The sequence below is a fragment of the Nostoc sp. ChiVER01 genome (assembly GCF_034531155.1).
Classification (GTDB): Bacteria; Cyanobacteriota; Cyanobacteriia; order Cyanobacteriales; family Nostocaceae; genus Nostoc.
Window position 1 is genome coordinate 1 of sequence record NZ_JAVRBS010000029.1, and the last position, 15,749, is coordinate 15,749.

General features: G+C 43.8%; 15 protein-coding genes. 10 read left to right on the forward strand and 5 right to left on the reverse strand.

Going from position 1 to position 15,749, the window contains the following annotated elements:
* The coding region (locus RMY00_RS28435) for an RNA polymerase sigma factor (RefSeq protein WP_322650753.1) at positions 1 to 700 on the forward strand (700 nt) is incomplete at its 5' end.
* A gap of 176 nt (positions 701 to 876) precedes the next feature.
* Positions 877 to 1,302, forward strand: coding sequence for a VOC family protein (locus RMY00_RS28440; protein ID WP_109013315.1), 426 nt, complete (start codon positions 877 to 879; stop codon positions 1,300 to 1,302).
* A 35-nt stretch (positions 1,303 to 1,337) separates the two neighbouring features.
* On the opposite strand, the gene RMY00_RS28445 is transcribed toward RMY00_RS28440, so the two are convergent.
* The gene (locus RMY00_RS28445) at positions 1,338 to 1,520 is read right to left on the reverse strand and encodes a hypothetical protein (protein WP_221704736.1); all 183 of its coding nucleotides are present in this window, start codon (positions 1,518 to 1,520) and stop codon (positions 1,338 to 1,340) included.
* Between RMY00_RS28445 and RMY00_RS28450 the strand changes: the two genes are divergently transcribed.
* The 6 genes from RMY00_RS28450 (at position 1,519) to RMY00_RS28475 (ending at position 10,002) form a co-directional block, all read left to right on the forward strand.
* Positions 1,519 to 2,004, forward strand: a complete 486-nt coding sequence (locus tag RMY00_RS28450) for a hypothetical protein (RefSeq protein WP_322650754.1) — start codon at positions 1,519 to 1,521, stop codon at positions 2,002 to 2,004. The genes RMY00_RS28445 and RMY00_RS28450 overlap by 2 nt on opposite strands.
* Before the next feature lie 184 nt (positions 2,005 to 2,188).
* Entirely contained in the window at positions 2,189 to 2,392 is a 204-nt protein-coding gene (locus tag RMY00_RS28455; RefSeq protein ID WP_109013317.1) for a hypothetical protein, read from the forward strand.
* A 178-nt stretch (positions 2,393 to 2,570) separates the two neighbouring features.
* A complete protein-coding gene (locus RMY00_RS28460) occupies positions 2,571 to 3,503 on the forward strand; it encodes a GIY-YIG nuclease family protein (RefSeq protein WP_322650816.1) in 933 nt (310 codons plus the stop codon).
* A gap of 870 nt (positions 3,504 to 4,373) precedes the next feature.
* Positions 4,374 to 5,324: a radical SAM protein gene (locus RMY00_RS28465; protein ID WP_322650755.1), complete on the forward strand. Its 951-nt coding sequence runs from the start codon at positions 4,374 to 4,376 to the stop codon at positions 5,322 to 5,324.
* The gene (locus tag RMY00_RS28470) at positions 5,321 to 5,716 is read left to right on the forward strand and encodes a DUF6375 family protein (protein WP_322650756.1); all 396 of its coding nucleotides are present in this window, start codon (positions 5,321 to 5,323) and stop codon (positions 5,714 to 5,716) included. The genes RMY00_RS28465 and RMY00_RS28470 overlap by 4 nt, the downstream gene beginning before the upstream one ends.
* Before the next feature lie 17 nt (positions 5,717 to 5,733).
* On the forward strand, positions 5,734 to 10,002 hold the full coding sequence (locus RMY00_RS28475; RefSeq protein WP_322650757.1) for a hypothetical protein: 4,269 nt from the start codon (positions 5,734 to 5,736) through the stop codon (positions 10,000 to 10,002).
* Between the two features lie 35 nt (positions 10,003 to 10,037).
* Here the strand turns inward: RMY00_RS28475 and RMY00_RS28480 are convergent, their stop codons facing one another.
* Positions 10,038 to 11,852 carry a WD40 repeat domain-containing protein gene (locus RMY00_RS28480; RefSeq protein ID WP_322650758.1) on the reverse strand — a complete coding sequence of 605 codons (1,815 nt, stop codon included), beginning with the start codon at positions 11,850 to 11,852 and terminating at the stop codon, positions 10,038 to 10,040.
* 205 nt (positions 11,853 to 12,057) lie between these two features.
* The gene (locus RMY00_RS28485; RefSeq protein ID WP_322650759.1) at positions 12,058 to 12,489 is read right to left on the reverse strand and encodes a hypothetical protein; all 432 of its coding nucleotides are present in this window, start codon (positions 12,487 to 12,489) and stop codon (positions 12,058 to 12,060) included.
* Here RMY00_RS28485 and RMY00_RS28490 point away from each other — a divergent pair.
* Together RMY00_RS28490 and RMY00_RS28495 are read left to right on the forward strand one after the other, a co-directional pair.
* Complete coding sequence (locus RMY00_RS28490) at positions 12,480 to 12,602, forward strand: hypothetical protein (protein ID WP_276512104.1); 123 nt, start codon at positions 12,480 to 12,482, stop codon at positions 12,600 to 12,602. The genes RMY00_RS28485 and RMY00_RS28490 overlap by 10 nt on opposite strands.
* Positions 12,603 to 12,727: 125 nt before the next feature.
* A protein-coding gene (locus RMY00_RS28495; protein WP_416212109.1) for an IS5 family transposase occupies positions 12,728 to 13,488 on the forward strand; the annotation gives its coding sequence in 2 pieces (ribosomal slippage) (positions 12,728 to 13,064 and positions 13,064 to 13,488; 762 coding nt in all).
* 291 nt (positions 13,489 to 13,779) lie between these two features.
* Here RMY00_RS28495 and RMY00_RS28500 read toward each other — a convergent pair.
* Positions 13,780 to 14,856 (reverse strand): aldo/keto reductase, encoded by a 1,077-nt coding sequence (locus RMY00_RS28500; protein WP_322650761.1) that lies wholly within the window; start codon positions 14,854 to 14,856, stop codon positions 13,780 to 13,782.
* Between the two features lie 146 nt (positions 14,857 to 15,002).
* Positions 15,003 to 15,737: an SDR family oxidoreductase gene (locus RMY00_RS28505; protein ID WP_322650762.1), complete on the reverse strand. Its 735-nt coding sequence runs from the start codon at positions 15,735 to 15,737 to the stop codon at positions 15,003 to 15,005.
* Between the last annotated feature and the right edge of the window lie 12 nt (positions 15,738 to 15,749).

Below are 15,749 nucleotides of genomic sequence, written 5' to 3' on the forward strand. Positions count from 1 at the left end.
AGCTCTTTTTGAAGCATATCTTGAGCTAAAAGTTCATTTTATGATTCAAATCACAGATGCGATCGTGCGGGCTGACCTCTGCATCGAAGCGATTCGCTTGGGGCAACTGATGCGGCAATTGCTGGCACCCCAACCCCCATCTGAAGTCACAGCACTGGTGGCGCTGATGTTATTGCACGATTCGCGGCGCAATGCGCGTCTAGATGAGGCAGGCGATTTGATTTTGCTAGAAGATCAGGATCGCAGTCGTTGGAACCATCTACAGATTGCTGAGGCGTTACCTCTGGTAGAGGAAGCGTTGCTCTTTGGAACCGGAGTGTATGCCCTGCAAGCGGCGATCGCCGCCCTCCATTGTCAGGCAACCCGCGCCGAAGAAACAGACTGGGCGCAGATCGTGCGGCTCTATGAGGTGTTGGAACGCTTGCAGCCCTCACCCATTGTTACCTTGAACCGAGCAGTGGCGATCGCAATGGCAGACAGTCCTCAAGCCGCATTTGGACTGATTGATAGCCTTGCTCCAGAACTGGACAGCTATCATCTCTTTCATGCCACCCGTGCAGATTTATTCCGGCGTGTTGGAGCATTAGAGGAAACGACCCAGAGCTATACACGGGCACTAGAATTAGTGACAAATGACAGTGAGCGTCGTTTTCTGGAACGTCGGTTGCACGAAGTTCAACCTAACATTCAGTCCGGCTAAGGGTTTACAACAGTTTAAAGAGCCAGCTCGGGTTTTGGGGAAAAGGGGAAAGGGAAAAGGGAAAGAAAAAACCCTTAACCTTTACCCTTTAACCTTTTCCCCAAACCCGATTCCGAGTTAAAAATGCTTTACCCGAGCAGTATTGACATCCACCTCAACTGATAGAAGATTCCGACATGGATAACAATCCCAGCATTCTCTCGCACGTTTCGATTGGTACTAATGATTTTGAACGAGCGATCGCCTTCTATGATGCTGTGTTGCCAACATTGGGCTGTAAGCGATTTATGGAGCATCCGGGGGCGATCGCCTATGGCAAACAGTATCCCGAATTTTGGGTGGGAACTCCCTTCGACGGGCAACCTGCAACGGTTGGCAATGGAACTCACATTGGTTTTATTGCTCCTACAAAAGAAGCAGTCCACGCCTTCTATGAGGCAGCATTAGCGGCAGGAGGCAAAGACGATGGTGCCCCCGGTGGCAGACCCGACTATAGTGAGCCGTATTACGGCTGCTTTGTGCGCGATCCAGATGGACACAAAATAGAAGCCGCCTTCTGGGATGAGCAGCTTGAGCAGCAACTCAACCAGAACAATGCTTGACCAGAGAATGACTCATTTTTAGAGGCAAGATAACACTATGGAATTCCATCGAGGTCGCCTGATTGACCATGTTCATCTACGGGTTGCTGATGTTGCTGCCAGCAAACGGTTTTACCGGGCAGTGTTGCGAAATAAATGTACTCCCGGCTCCTGCTCATCGCCCCACTAATTCTGTTAAAATCGCGTCTTCCAGCACGTAAATTTTGAGGCAGTGCCATGTGTGCAAAGGGATTTGGGCAATCTCAACCTACTAAAATCGATAAACTTATTGAATCTGCGGTGCGTTATTGCCACAAGCGACACCCAGAAGCCTTAGACAGCATCTTTGATTATTTACCTGTCAACCTCAACCAACGAGTAGTAACGGGGATTTTGGCAGCATTGCAGAAAGATATTGACACTTTGAGTTGGTTTTGCGGCTATATGGCATCAGAAATCAACCGCAGTGAGGACAACCAAAAGCCTCATCATCCTATTGCGGAACTTAGCAAAACTCTGATTACATCGGGGATGGAACCCTTTACTGATTTTATGCCTTACCCAGGTTGCCGCATCGTTATACTCAATTCGGAAAAATTTGAATCATTGCCAGAGTCAGTTCAAGCTGTGGTGCAGCAGGCTTTTGACATCAAGGAAAGTACTGGGAAAGAGACACAAAGGATAAATGATGCCTTGCTGCAAGAGTTGGTGGTTCAGGAATAAAAAATTGAATAACAGGAATTGTGGTAAGAGCGCCAGCCATATCGCTCTTCATTGAAGCGAACGCGAGTAGCATCTCGTAGAGACGAAAAAAGAGCGTTCGCACCTACAAATGATTAACTGTGATGCATAAGTTGTTAGATTATTTCAGTTATATATATATTCAATAACCAACAGAGGATCACCTATGAAACTCGCTAATTCACTCAATTTAGCAAATTTTGTTGGTTCTATTTTACTACCTAGAATCGCTAACAATCAAACAGCTACTTCTAACAAGAGTGAAACATCAATTACTTTACCCAGTAATTCCATAAATATCAATTCTCTGCAACCCTTTGATACTGCTGTTATTGCTTATCACATGATGGGTAATGGCAACTTTGAATAAAGCATAGTTTCAGTACAGCCTTTGAAAAGCTACTTTATCTCTCCAACCTTGGAGGGGTTTTTAATTGGTGCATTAATTCTTAAAATCAACATTATATTACTCCAGAAGATAGAGACATCTTAGAAAAGTTAAAGCACACTAGTAAGAGCAACTTTAACTATTCAGTAATGGTGTGGCAATGTGGCTAAAATATGGTGTAAATGAAGAAGGTATCTTGATATGTATTGAAGATATCAACAGGGGCAAGACTTCACTTAAGTGTCCTTACTGTAATAGCAGTCTAACTGCTAAAAAAGGCAAGGTGAAAGAGCATCATTTTGCTCATAATGAAGAAACCTGCCGCCCCATAGCTAACCGAGAATTCCCTACTCTGCCACTCTATGACAATTTCAACGTTCAATTATCCGGCAAGGATTTGGCACAGTTAAAGCTGCTTTGGCAGGAGTACGGAGCCAAAAATTACCCTATTAGTTCCTACTTAATTACTTCTAGTTTACTCAAAGCAGGAGTGTTAAGAAAAAACCTATACTTAACCCCACCTGAGTATGAATTTAGTGATTTGGGTAAAATTCCTGTTGGAGCGCTAGAGTTTGCACGGTTCAATGATGTACAGGAGCCACTATTACTTAAAAAACTGCTGAAATTTGAGCTAGCTTTTAAACACGCCGAATACAAAAATGCTCCAGATTTAGCATATCGACTTACTGATTTAAAACTCTACCGCGCTCAACTTCAACGTATTCTATCCTCTAGCCTATATTTTTTAGAGATTGAAACGAATATTGGCACTCTGTACAAGATAGGAGTAACCCAAAGATCCGTTGTCAAGCGAGTAGCAGAAGTAAAAATTGATTTACTTGCTCATTATTCCAGTGTTGCTATTAGAGTATTAGGAATTTGGGAGCATCGGGGAAACATTGAATTATATTTCAAACACCGCTATCGTAACTTTAATTATCCCATAGGGAGTTTAACTGAGTACTATAAATTTAATGCTGAGGATACCGAAATGGTACTGCGTGACCTACAACAAATGCAACCTAAAATACTTTCTCTTGATGAAAAAAATATTCTTGAGGAGAATTCTAGTTGGGAGCAAATTGCTGTGTAGTATTCTCATAATCCCGTAGCAAAATCTAATTAATTACCAAGCAAAAATAATTATTTTATTGCTTCTAAATACTCTACCACTGATAATGACGCGACTGCCGACTCTTGATACAGTAGTATTTACTGAGGAGCGATGGCGTAACCGCCCAGCGTAGCTGATCGCAGTGGTCAAGTGGTCAAGTGCATTACTTAAGACTATGCACTCATAGATTCAGAAGCCAGCAAACCCGACATCTCCAATACTCGCTGTGACCAAGTAGACGCAACAGATGCAATATCTGTAATTTCCATTGATTTGTCCCAAACATTAATCCAGTTTTGTAATAAGTCTTGGAGTTGATTTAATTCAACATTATTTATTTCACTTTTTTATTGGTACAGTCTTATCCGTGGCGATCGCAAGATTCAAAATGGCTGATCATTCCTTAGCGTAAGTTTCTGTTCGCCTGCTCATTTCACCCCTGTTAGAAGTGATAACTGATACTTTTTTGCGTACCACTCCGGGGAAGCAAGCTACGCGGAGCGTGTCGTTGGCGTAGCCAGAGGCTAGGGTGTTAACTTTGTACCATTTTAGGTATAATATATCCAGAAAGAAAGTAGCTGTAATGCTTGATATATTAGGATTTAGAAAAAGATTATACGGTAAGTTTCCGTATAATAAATAGTTAGCTACACACATTATCGCGATAAAAAGCTTCTAGAGAATATTTCCCTCAGTGACGAGTCAAAATTCATAAAAGTTATCTATACTGTTTTCGTAAACCTATATGTCTTGTAAGCCTAGTCCACTGGTGATGCCTCTCACCGATTTAATACTTTGTAAGTTTCCAACTGGACTAACGACTGCAAGAATCGGCTCTAAATTCCTAATATGCCTATAGTTAATAAACTTCCTATCAATGTCACTTCCCACTTAAAGATTCGTGTAGGAGCCGCAGGTTTACATTTATTCAACCGAAACACTGGCGTGAATTTCTTAGTCGATGAAATCAGTCTACCTTCCAGTCTGTGGTCAACCGCTCCACGCCAAGTATCGATCGCATTGACGAATGCTTGCGATCTTGTATGCTTTCACTGCTACGCACCGAAAAATCCTGCCGCACTGAATTTCGAGCGGTTAACAAGCTGGCTGGCTGATTTAGATGCTAATGGTTGCATTGGTGTGGGCTTCGGGGGCGGGGAACCGACTCTGTATCCTCGACTCGCAGAACTCTGTTCCTACGCAACTGAAAAAACGGGTTTGGCTGTTACCATGACCACTCATGCCCATCATCTTAGCGATCGCCTTCTTGACGATCTATCAGGAAATGTGAATTTCATCAGAGTGAGTATGGATGGGGTTGAAGCCACCTACGAATCTCTCAGAGGAAGACCTTTTGCTACCTTGATTCAACGTATCAAGGCACTTAGTAAACGTTTTCCATTTGGCATCAATTTTGTGGTCAACTCAAAAACTTGTGATGACTTAGATAAAGCTGTTGAATTTGCAGAGGAATTCGGCTGTGCTGAATTTTTACTCTTGCCTGAAGAAGCTACCCTAAAAACTGGCGGGATTGATAGTGATACTCGTAGAATATTGCAAGAATGGGTGGCTAACTACAGTGGAGGTATTCCCCTTGCAGTCAGCGAGAGTGGTGCTGATGGACTTCCGACCTGTAATCCCCTTATTGCGGAAACAGGGTTAGATGCCTTTGCCCATATAGATGCTTCAGGAATTTTGAAACCAACCTCATACAGTATTGACGGTGTTCAGATTCTTGAGGATGGAGTGATGTTAGCACTTCATAAGCTAGCTAGAAGCAATCAGGAGGTAAATTTATGAAAATTTGGGGTGGCTACGGGTCTGAACACTCAATGAACTTAGTAATGATTGGGCAGTTTAAGAGCATTGATGACGCGAGAAAAACCAAACAAACAATTGATCAGCTTACTGAAAAGCTTGCTGACAAAATAGAAGTTGGTAGAACTCAAAACCGATTTGAAGATGAAGTTTTTGCTCTTTTAAAGGATGCAAATATCTATACTCTTGGTCCTCTGGAACTTGAGCAGTTTTTGTATGACGTAAGCACTCGAATAGAAGAAGACAAATTGATTCTAACTACTGATGAATCAGAAGTTTCCGCTTTTATGAAGCTTATGATTGATAGAGGAGCAAAAATTGAGATTTTTTCGGCTCATGATTACCCAGACGCTGAGTATGGGCGAGGTAAATAAACTTTTAAGATACTGGAATGCCTTCTCTAGACTGGACAAAATTTGATTCACTTTCAGGTGAAAATACCCGCAACTTTGAAAATCTATGTCGTGGTCTGATGAGACTGCAACATGGACGATTTGGAGATTTCAAAGCGCTGGCGAACCAACCTGGCGTTGAATTTCATATTAAATTAACTGAATCCTGCCAGCTTGGTAATGCATCAGATTGGTTTGGCTGGCAATGCAAGCTATATCAAAGGAATCAGAGTGGTGATTTAAAGGCGGCTAGTCGGACAGATATTGAGGATTCGTTGAGAAAAACCGAGAAAGTATTGCCATATCTTACAGATTGGGTTCTCTGGACACGCTACACGCTTAGTAAGAAAGACCAGGAATGGTATTACGCGCTCGCAACGAATTACAAGCTTCACTTATGGACTGAAGAAGAAATAGACACTTACCTGAGTGGAGATGGACTAATACTCAGAAGCACCTATTTTGGTGAGCAGGTTTTAACTCCGAATAATCTGGCAGAACGACACAGGATAGCAATTCAGCCAATTCGAGAGCGCTGGCTAGAACCAGTCCACCAAGCCGTTGATGCCGAGCGGATAATTCGGCGAATGCTGGGAGAGGTTGACTCATGGGGACAATTGATTGAAGTCGGGGAGCATTTGAAGAATATATCTGACTTACTATCGTGTGAGTTAGACGACGCTGTACCCAGATTAAAACCCTACATAACCTCTTTTATTGATGCTTGTTCAGCGTTTGCTGATACTCTTATCAATTTTCATCAAATTCTTGCAGATGGAGACCTTGATGTTATCCAGCAAAAATTAAAGGAACGCAAAACATTAATCAATATAGATGTTCGCTCGACCCCTAGACACTTACGGTCTGCAAACCATCCCGCTGCACTACATGCCACTAACGCGCTAGACGATATGTACACAGCGCAAGAACTCCTCGACGAAGCTGAAGAATTTCTCGGAGTTGGTCTGGTTGGAGTTTTAGCCGATGCAGGTGGTGGTAAGACGCAGATGGCTGCCCAATTAACTGCCCCCCAGGAGAAGAGACCTGCTGGTATTTTTCTTCAGGGTCGTAATCTTCATAGGGGGCAGTCTCTTGATGATCTTGCAAAAAACCTCTCAATCAATGGCATTCCTATGCCGAGTATGGAAATTTTACTGGCAGCAGTGGATGCGGCTGGTAAACGCGCCTGCTGTCGATTGCCAATCCTAATTGATGGACTTAACGAAGCTGAGAATCCCGCAGATTGGAAGCCTGAGTTAGCTTCGTTCAGCGAGATTGTAAAGAAATTTCCTAACGTTCTAGTAGTTTGCACATTGAGAACTGGAGAACGGAAAAAGGAAGATTGGCATCAGTATCGAGAGTCACAAACTGAAACTAGAGAATCATTCGCAGTTATGGCTCTTCCTGATGGCATAAAGACAATAGAAAGTGAGGGGTTTGGAGGTGATGTTGATAAAGCAATCGAAAAGTATTTCAGTCACTTCAATATAGACCCTGGCGACTCAGAGGTTCCTACGGAGTTTTTGCAGCACCCACTAACGTTGCGAATATTCTGCGAGGTCACCAACCCGAAAAAAGAATCTGAAGTCAAGATTGATTATTTTCCTACCTCGCTTGCACCACTATTTGAAAAGTATGTTGCTAATGCTGCTGAGCGAATTTCACAGATGACTAACCTCAGCCATACTTACACTGCAAATGAAGTGAAGAAGGCGATTTACACACTTGGAATCGAATTATGGAAGTGTGGAAGACGGGAGATTAGCGAAGCAAGCTTTCGTGTCGCAGCATCTGATACTTCTTGTAGATGGGATAAGTGGGACAGTAATATCTTTAATCTTTTAGCACAGGAAGGGATTATCTTCAGAAATCCAGGTTCTGAGCCGTATGAATATGTAGTCACGCCAACTTATGACGCGCTCGGAGGGTATATTGTCGCTAATGCTCTTCTCATTAAGTACGCGCAGGATGTATCTTTTGCTTGGTTGAATACCCCTGAGACTATCGCACTATTCACTGGGGATACTAGCCACGAATTGGCACCCGACATACTTAGGGCTTTGGTTACACTAACCCCGCGCCGAATGCAAGGGAAACAAATTTGGCAGCATGTCTCAGAGCCGTTAAAGAAAAACGCTATTGCGTTGGCGGCTGAAATAGATGCAGAGTATTTAGACCAAGAGACAGTAAGCGCCTTATTGAGCCTTTTACATGAATCCTCAAGATTTAGAAGCCGCTTGTTCGTTCGATGTCAAGTAGCCCGTGCAGTGCCACTTCACCCACTTAATGCTGCTTTTCTTGATGAGACACTTCGAGCAATGTCAGTTTCTGAACGAGATATTGTTTGGACTGAGTGGGTTCGAGAAACACGCTCCGAGAGATTTAACGATCTACTAGCAATAGAGGGTAGGTGGAAACAACAGCAGGACTTTCGGACTGCTTCTGATCGACTGCGTGCAAAGTGGGTTATGTGGCTTTTGACCACTACAGATCGACAACTTCGTGATGTGGCAACCCGTGCATTGTACTGGTTTGGACGCGGAAACCCCGTAGCACTATTTGAGGAAAGTTTAACAGCACTTGCGATCAACGATCCTTATGTCCCAGAGAGAATACTTGCTGCAAGTTATGGGACTGCAATGGCTCGGCATGTGGATTTAGGCGACCCAACGTTTGTGACCGAAACGTTACTGACCTATGCGCGGAGTATATATGATTCAATGTTTGCAGAAAGCGCACCATTTAGCACTACACATTCCCTTATGAGAGAGTACGGAAGCCGGATTATAGAAATGGCTTCCGTACACCATCCTGAATTTTTTACCTCTGAAGAGATTCAAAGAAGTAAAGCTCCATTTGAAGGGGGACTTCGCGATTGGGGCGAAAGTGAAGCGTCTAAAGAGAAACGTTATGGTGCCGATTCACCATTCCGAATGGATTTTGAAAACGGCACTCTCGGAAGTTTAGTGCCAGGACGCAGCAACTATGATTTCAACAATAAAGAGTATCAAAAGGTCAGAGCGCAAATTCTTTGGCGGATCGAGCAGCTTGGATGGTCAAGTGAAAAGTTTAAAGATATTGAAAGCTCAATAGAGAATGGAAATCGCTGGAATAGGGCAGGAAGTGATGCTCAGAAGATAGAGCTTTACGGTGAGAAATACTCATGGATTGCATTCTATGAGATGACTGGTCTATTACATGATTTAGGAAAAATTGAGAGACCCCGTGAGCGAGATTGGAACTGGGATTTAGATATTGACCCAAGTTTTCCAGAACAACCACTAGAGGATTTCCTGATACAAACAGACTTCCTGGGTGATCCTGATATGGATACAAAGGAATGGATCGCCAATGGAGCATTGCCTGATTTAACCCCCTATCTTCAAATAGCAGAGATTAAAAACGAAGCTGGACCTTGGGTTATGTTAGATGGCTTCGTAGCACAGGAAACTGAAACTCTGGGTCGAAATATTTTCTGCTTTATCAGAAGTTTTCTAGTCCTGGCTAGTGAGGCTGATTCTTTTATCGAGCATCTGTCCAATCAAAACTTAGGTGGAAGATGGTTGCCTGAAAAGCCATCGGTTGGCTATATGTTTGCAGGCGAGATTCCGTGGTGTGAAACATTCCTTGAAAATGGCGCTTGTGAGTTCTCGTTTGTTGTAGAGGAAGAGACTGTTCAAGTTGAGCGGATGGAGCCAAGATTTTTTTTAGATGGTAAACAGCTAGATTTGAGTCATGTCGATATAGTTAGACTTCGCTTATTAGGTACTAATGCACAGGAAGATGGCAAGCTGAAGCTTAGCGAAGAGGAACTTGAACGTCTTGAAACCCGTGAAATACTTGTTGATGCTGAGGAAGTATACCAACATACAATTACATATAACGCATTAATTCCAGTTCGTGATTTTCGTTGGGAAAGTAGTCGTAGCAATGCTAATGATGTTAGTCATGCCACTACATTAGCAAAAGAGATTGCCTCTGATTTGAAGTTAATTGGTCAACCACAAACATTCGATCTAGTTACAAGTAAGGGAGTGAAAGCGACATGTAACGTTTCTGATCGTAGCCATTATTTCAACAACGGTCAGTCACTGTTTTACATGCGAGAGGAATTATTGAGAGACTTTCTTAAGGAGAACGATCTTTCTCTTATTTGGGCTGTCTGGGGCGAACGTCAATATTCATCAAATCAAGTTAACATATTTCATGGACCCGATCACCCAGATCCAGTTTATGTCGTGTACAGTTTTATCAAGCGCTATGAATGACTGAATCACCTCCTAGGCATAGTCCGAGTTTTCCTTCATTGATTAGAATTTGATGGCAACAGACTGTTTAAATTTTTAATTGTAATGGTTTGACGATCAGACGCTGCACCGATAAGATTTGCACCATCTGGACTTAGCACAGCATCATGTTTAAGTCCATCAACATCAGAAATATATTTGTCATTCATCCAATTCCACAAGTTTGTGGAACAACAATCGTTAAAAATGATTGTTTGACTATCAGGAGTAATAGTTAATGAATTTAATGAACTAGAATACCCCGGTAATGTTTTTAAGAGTTTTAAACTTTGAGCATCCCAAACTTTAACCATCCAAATTGTACTGAGTTCTTGACGATCCATCCCGCCAGTGACTATTAATTTACCATCAGCGCTGAGGGCGATTACCTCAACTCCAACAGAATGAGCCGCCCAGCTTTGGATAAACTTTTGTTGACGTAAATCCCAAATCTTGACTCCACCCAGGCTACCAATATATAAATTTTGATTATCTTTGCTGACTGCTAAAGACAAAACATAACCACGAGTATTGACTCGCTGTTGAAGTTTACCCTGAGGTAAATTCCAAACTTTTACAACCGGATCGTTCATACTCCCAGTAACCAAAGTTTGAGCATCAGCACTGATATTTAAGGCTTGGACTTCTCCTAAATGTCCGGGAGAAAAGGTTTTATCTAATGTGATACTTTTATAATTCCATTTTTGAATTACGCCTGTAGATGTACCTACGACTAAAGTTTGATTATCTGGACTTACAGCGATAGATTGAATTTTGCCAGAAAAGACGCTCAAGGTTTGTTGCAGACTCTTGCTGTTAATATCCCAAACTTGAATTTTGTTTTCCCAATTCCCGCTGATGAGTGTTTGGTTATCTGGTGCGATCGCTAAAACTCCAATATGTTCTGGTATTTTCCAGGCTGGGATAGCTGGTGTATGAGTCGAGATATCCTTTTTTGGAGCTTGTTGCTGTGAGTCAGCGTAAATTTGTGGTATTTGCCAAAGTGGTGTCAGCATATACATCACCAGAAAAATCACCACATCGACAATCAAAAACCACTTGCTCCCGCGTGACTTTTTAACTGGTGGATTTGCTGGGTGTATAGTTTGATGTGCGCTAATAGCTGCGATAGCTTCCGGTAACTGATTAGATATGTTTGTCGCCGCCTGAGATGTCAGCTTTAAATATACTTGCTCGCTCAACTGAAGAATTTTAAATTCTAACGGTAGTTCTTGACGATTAGCTGAAATAAAACCCAGCCCATTATAAAACTGTTTATCTTTACGCCAACCTAGACAGTACAGGGGTAAGGTGATTTGCGGCTGAATCCGAGCTAATAACAACCTCGTCATTTCTTGTGGTTGATATTGTGGCTCAATATGTAAGTTAAATAATATCGAACAGTTCGTATTTTTACCAAAATGAACGTAACCTATTGGGCGTTTATCTTTTTCAATTATTAACTCTTGCCATCTAAAAATAAAGCGATTCAAAATGAAGTATAAGGAGATGAACCATAAAGCGATCGCAATTCCCGAAACTGATAGATCTAGTAAAGAATAATCAAATTCCGCTATCCAGGTTAAACCCAAAAGGGCTTTGATAAAGCTTAAAGTTAGACTAATTACCACAAAACTGCCGCTTGCCATCAAAGCAAGCACAGTCAAAATATAAAGTAGAGATTTTCTAAATCTTTGCCGATGCCAAAAGGTTTTGTAGATTTGCCATTGCTCTTTAACATCTTGGAGGGGGCGAATAGAAATCCCAGGTGGTAAAGGTAAACTTGTTGATTGATGTTCGCCGATGGGAATTGGTGGTTGCAATAATACCATTGCAGGTAGTTGATAAAGCTGCAATTCTTTGGGCTTATCTTTCTTGGGAAGAGCGACAAACCCAAATCGTTCATAAAATGATTTGAGATGAGGAAGATAAACTAGATATACAGGTAAACTAACATTTTCTAGGCAATTCCAGAGTAACAGTGAACCAACACCTTGGTAGCGATGCTTAGGAGCAATATAAATGTTAGACAGTATATTATATTTTTTTTTTCGCTACAAAGAATGCCCAGCCAACAATTTGCTTTTGATATTCAACAAAAAAAACTTTATCATTGGCATAATTGCGTGACATTAAATATGCAGAAAGTATGTATATGCCAAATCCAAATGCAACTGCACCACCCATATACAAAAATACAAAAAAATCACTTGGGCTGACTGCTGAAGAAATAATCTGCCAATCAAAGAAGTGATTTGGCGGTTTTCCATACTCAAATAAATATGCTTTATAATTTATCTCTAATCTCTTGACAAATATGTCTAAAACTGTTCGGATACAAAGAACTATCCCTAAGACAGATGTCAAAAGAAATATCCAACCAGAGTATTTAGAGTTGTGCGCTTGTAACTCTGCAACAGTGCCTGTACGGAAGGAGTATCCTGAAGATGGTTTTTCAGATGAAGACATCGATTAATCAACCTATTAATAGTTGCACGCCTGAGAAAATATTTGTGCGATCGCTCTCAGCTTTTCACGCAACTCAGATGATGGAGAACCGCAATTACACCGAAAAAATATAGAAGGCAGAAGGGAAAAATGCCCTGAATCTGCCCTTTGCTCAACATTTATTAACTTGGAGCTTAGGGCGTGTCATCAATTAGGTAAACTGAAATCAGAACTGCTGAAAAAGAATAGACAAAAAACGATGACGCGCCGATACGCACTACGAGATGACCAGTGGGAGAGAATCAAAGACCTGCTACCTGGGCGAGAAGGCTATGTGGGAGTTACGGCTAAAGACAATCGATTGTTTATCGAAGCAGTTTTATATCGTTACCGAGAAGGTATACCTTGGCGTGACTTGCCAGTACGATTTGGGGATTTTCGGGTGATTCACACCCGCTTCAGTCGATGGTCAAAAACAGGTGTGTGGGAGCAGGTATTTCAGCACTTGGCAGACGATGCGGACAACGAATATGCGATGATTGACTCCACGATTGTCCGCGCCCATCAACATAGTGCGGGTGCAAAGGGGGGGAGCCATATATTGAAGCCATTGGTCGCAGCAAAGGGGGATTGAGTACCAAGATTCATGCAGTGGTAGATGCCTTGGGCAACCCTGTGAGTTTTTACCTGACCCCAGGACAAGCCTGCGATCTTGATGGAGCGGACAAACTACTGCCCACTGTGGTTGCTGACACTGTGCTGGCAGACAAAGGATACGATGCTGATGAGCGAGTGATTGAACCCCTACAAGCCCAGGGCAAAACTGTTGTGATTCCGCCCAAACGCAACCGCAAGAATCCCCGTGACTACGACTTGGACTTGTACAAAGCTCGTCATTTAATTGAAAACTTCTTTGCTAAACTCAAACAGTACCGGGCGATCGCAACTCGCTATGATAAACGGGCAATCAACTTTCTAGGTGCAATTTATCTGGCTGCTTCTGTCATCTGGCTCAATTGATGACACGCCCTAAGTTAGCACCTTAACGCCTTTATCTTTAATGGGGAAGTTTGGAGAGTTATCAGAAAATGTAGTTAGCAATGATGTAGTCATTGATTGCTCTAGAAAAGCTGCGATTATTCCCAAAATTATTTATGGGGGAACTCAAAATTGGCTTAGGTATTTAGGCAAGACTCCTCATTACCCGCTATTCCTCCCTACCCTACTAACAGTTGAGGGTGAGGACTCCCGCGACACGTTGAAATCGACTACCTTAAGTTACTAAAGTACTTTGCAACACAACCGAAGCAGCTACCTCCAGCCTTGAACGATCGCGCCGCCGAAAATGCTTCGATTCACCTCGCTGGTGAAGATGCTATAGGGAAAGGCGGGATCAAGGGCACTGCTCTCGTCCAGCGTCTGGATCTGTTCCGGGGTGAGGCGGATGTCCAATGATGCCAGATTGTCATGCAGTTGATCGAGCTTACTGGCACCCAGAATCGGCGAGGTAATGCCAGACTGCGCCAAAACCCAGGCAAGGGCGACCTGCGCCAAGGGGCGATCGACTTCCTCTGCCACCGTTCGCAGGGTATCAAGGACGCGCCAGTTACGATCGGTGAACATCTGGTTCCCGAAAGGATTGGGGCCAATCAGCCGTCCTTGACCGCTCGCCCCCGCCCCCTCGCGCTCGTACTTGCCAGTGAGGAAACCGGCAGCAAGGGGACTCCAGGCACAGATGCCGAGACCGCATTCACGGGCGGTGGGCAGATGTTCGCACTCAATGCTACGTTCAACGAGCGAATACGCCAGTTGCATGGCGATGGGCCCAGGAATGTTATGCGCTGTGGCGATCGCGGCTGCCTTGGCAGTGTACCAGGCTGGTACATTTGAGAAGCCGAAGTAGCGGATCTTGCCGACGCGCACCAGGTCGCCGAGCGACTGTAGTACTTCTTCAACAGGCGTCACCATATCCCAGGTGTGCATCCAGTACAGGTCAACGTAGTCGGTACGGAGGCGGCGCAGCGAACCCTCAAGCGCCCGATGCATGTTCTTACGTCCGTTGCCGCCCGCATTCGCGTTACCCGGTTCGCCGCCGTGAAAGCTGAACTTGGTTGCAAGCACTAGTTGGTCGCGCAGGCTGCGATCGGCGATATAGCTACCAATCAGTTCCTCGCTGCGACCCTTGGCATACACATCGGCGGTGTCGATGAAGTTGCCGCCAGCATCGACATAAGCATGGAAGATGGACTCAGAAACCTCATCGGGCGCACCCCATCGCGGGGTGCCGAAGGTCATGCTGCCGAGGGTGAGCGGGCTGACGATCAAGCCGGAGTGTCCGAGAATGCGGAAGGCGGTAAGGCTGATAGGTTTCTTTTCTGGCTGAAACAACAAAGTCGATGAAGAGTACTGAGTTAAAAGTGCTGAGTGCTGAGTAAGAAGAGGAGTACTGAGTACTCAGAATGGTAAAAGTGTCTTGTATGTGTCAATCAAGCTCATGACGCAAAGAAGGGACACAGAAGTGATGTCTTCAATACCTAGAAGGCGCTGGCTGTCGGGCGGACAATGACTTCGTTGACATCGACATCATCTGGTTGAGACACAGCAAATAAGACAGATCGGGCGATCGCCTGAGGGGTGAGGGCAGTTTTGCGGAGTTCTTTCAAGAAGCCTTTAGCTGCATCATCCGTGATATCAGAGCCGAGTTCGGTCTCAACTACGCCAGGGGATATGATGGTCACGCGAATGTTCTTCGATTCCTGACGCAGCCCTTCAGATATTGCCCAAACAGCGTATTTTGTCGCGCAATAAACTACGCCAGTAGGTGCCACCATGTGTGCGCCGATCGATGCAGTATTGATAAATTGTCCGCCGCCTTGTGCTTCCATTATCGGTAGACCAGCCGCAATGCCGTTCAATACGCCACGGATATTTACATCAATCATGGTGTCCCACTCCTCAACTTTCAGGGCATTCATTGGGGACAAGGGCATCACGCCTGCATTGTTATAGATGACATCGACGCGACCAAATTTGTCTAGTGCAAAGTGGATGAATGCTTTCACATCCTCGCGATCGGTTACATCCACTGCTTTGAATTCTGCGCTGTTTCCCTGCTCGCGGATCTCTTTGACAATCGCTTCTAGCTTTTCTGTACGCCGTGCCCCCAGAACTACCTTTGCACCGTTTTGAGCAAGTAACTTCGCGGTGGCTTCACCGATGCCACTACTGGCTCCAGTAATAACAATGACTTTGTTTTCTACGTTTAACATGATGACTGTCCT

What these genes read in the sequence shown, in the direction of transcription:
- RMY00_RS28440 (WP_109013315.1), top strand. Translation starts at nt 877, where the DNA reads ATGGATAACAATCCCAGCATTCTCTCGCACGTTTCGATTGGTACTAAT.
- RMY00_RS28450 (WP_322650754.1), top strand. Translation starts at nt 1,519, where the DNA reads ATGTGTGCAAAGGGATTTGGGCAATCTCAACCTACTAAAATCGATAAA.
- RMY00_RS28445 (WP_221704736.1), bottom strand. Translation starts at nt 1,520, where the DNA reads ATGGCACTGCCTCAAAATTTACGTGCTGGAAGACGCGATTTTAACAGA.
- RMY00_RS28455 (WP_109013317.1), top strand. Translation starts at nt 2,189, where the DNA reads ATGAAACTCGCTAATTCACTCAATTTAGCAAATTTTGTTGGTTCTATT.
- RMY00_RS28460 (WP_322650816.1), top strand. Translation starts at nt 2,571, where the DNA reads ATGTGGCTAAAATATGGTGTAAATGAAGAAGGTATCTTGATATGTATT.
- RMY00_RS28465 (WP_322650755.1), top strand. Translation starts at nt 4,374, where the DNA reads ATGCCTATAGTTAATAAACTTCCTATCAATGTCACTTCCCACTTAAAG.
- RMY00_RS28470 (WP_322650756.1), top strand. Translation starts at nt 5,321, where the DNA reads ATGAAAATTTGGGGTGGCTACGGGTCTGAACACTCAATGAACTTAGTA.
- RMY00_RS28475 (WP_322650757.1), top strand. Translation starts at nt 5,734, where the DNA reads ATGCCTTCTCTAGACTGGACAAAATTTGATTCACTTTCAGGTGAAAAT.
- RMY00_RS28480 (WP_322650758.1), bottom strand. Translation starts at nt 11,852, where the DNA reads ATGGTATTATTGCAACCACCAATTCCCATCGGCGAACATCAATCAACA.
- RMY00_RS28490 (WP_276512104.1), top strand. Translation starts at nt 12,480, where the DNA reads ATGAAGACATCGATTAATCAACCTATTAATAGTTGCACGCCTGAGAAA.
- RMY00_RS28485 (WP_322650759.1), bottom strand. Translation starts at nt 12,489, where the DNA reads ATGTCTTCATCTGAAAAACCATCTTCAGGATACTCCTTCCGTACAGGC.
- RMY00_RS28505 (WP_322650762.1), bottom strand. Translation starts at nt 15,737, where the DNA reads ATGTTAAACGTAGAAAACAAAGTCATTGTTATTACTGGAGCCAGTAGT.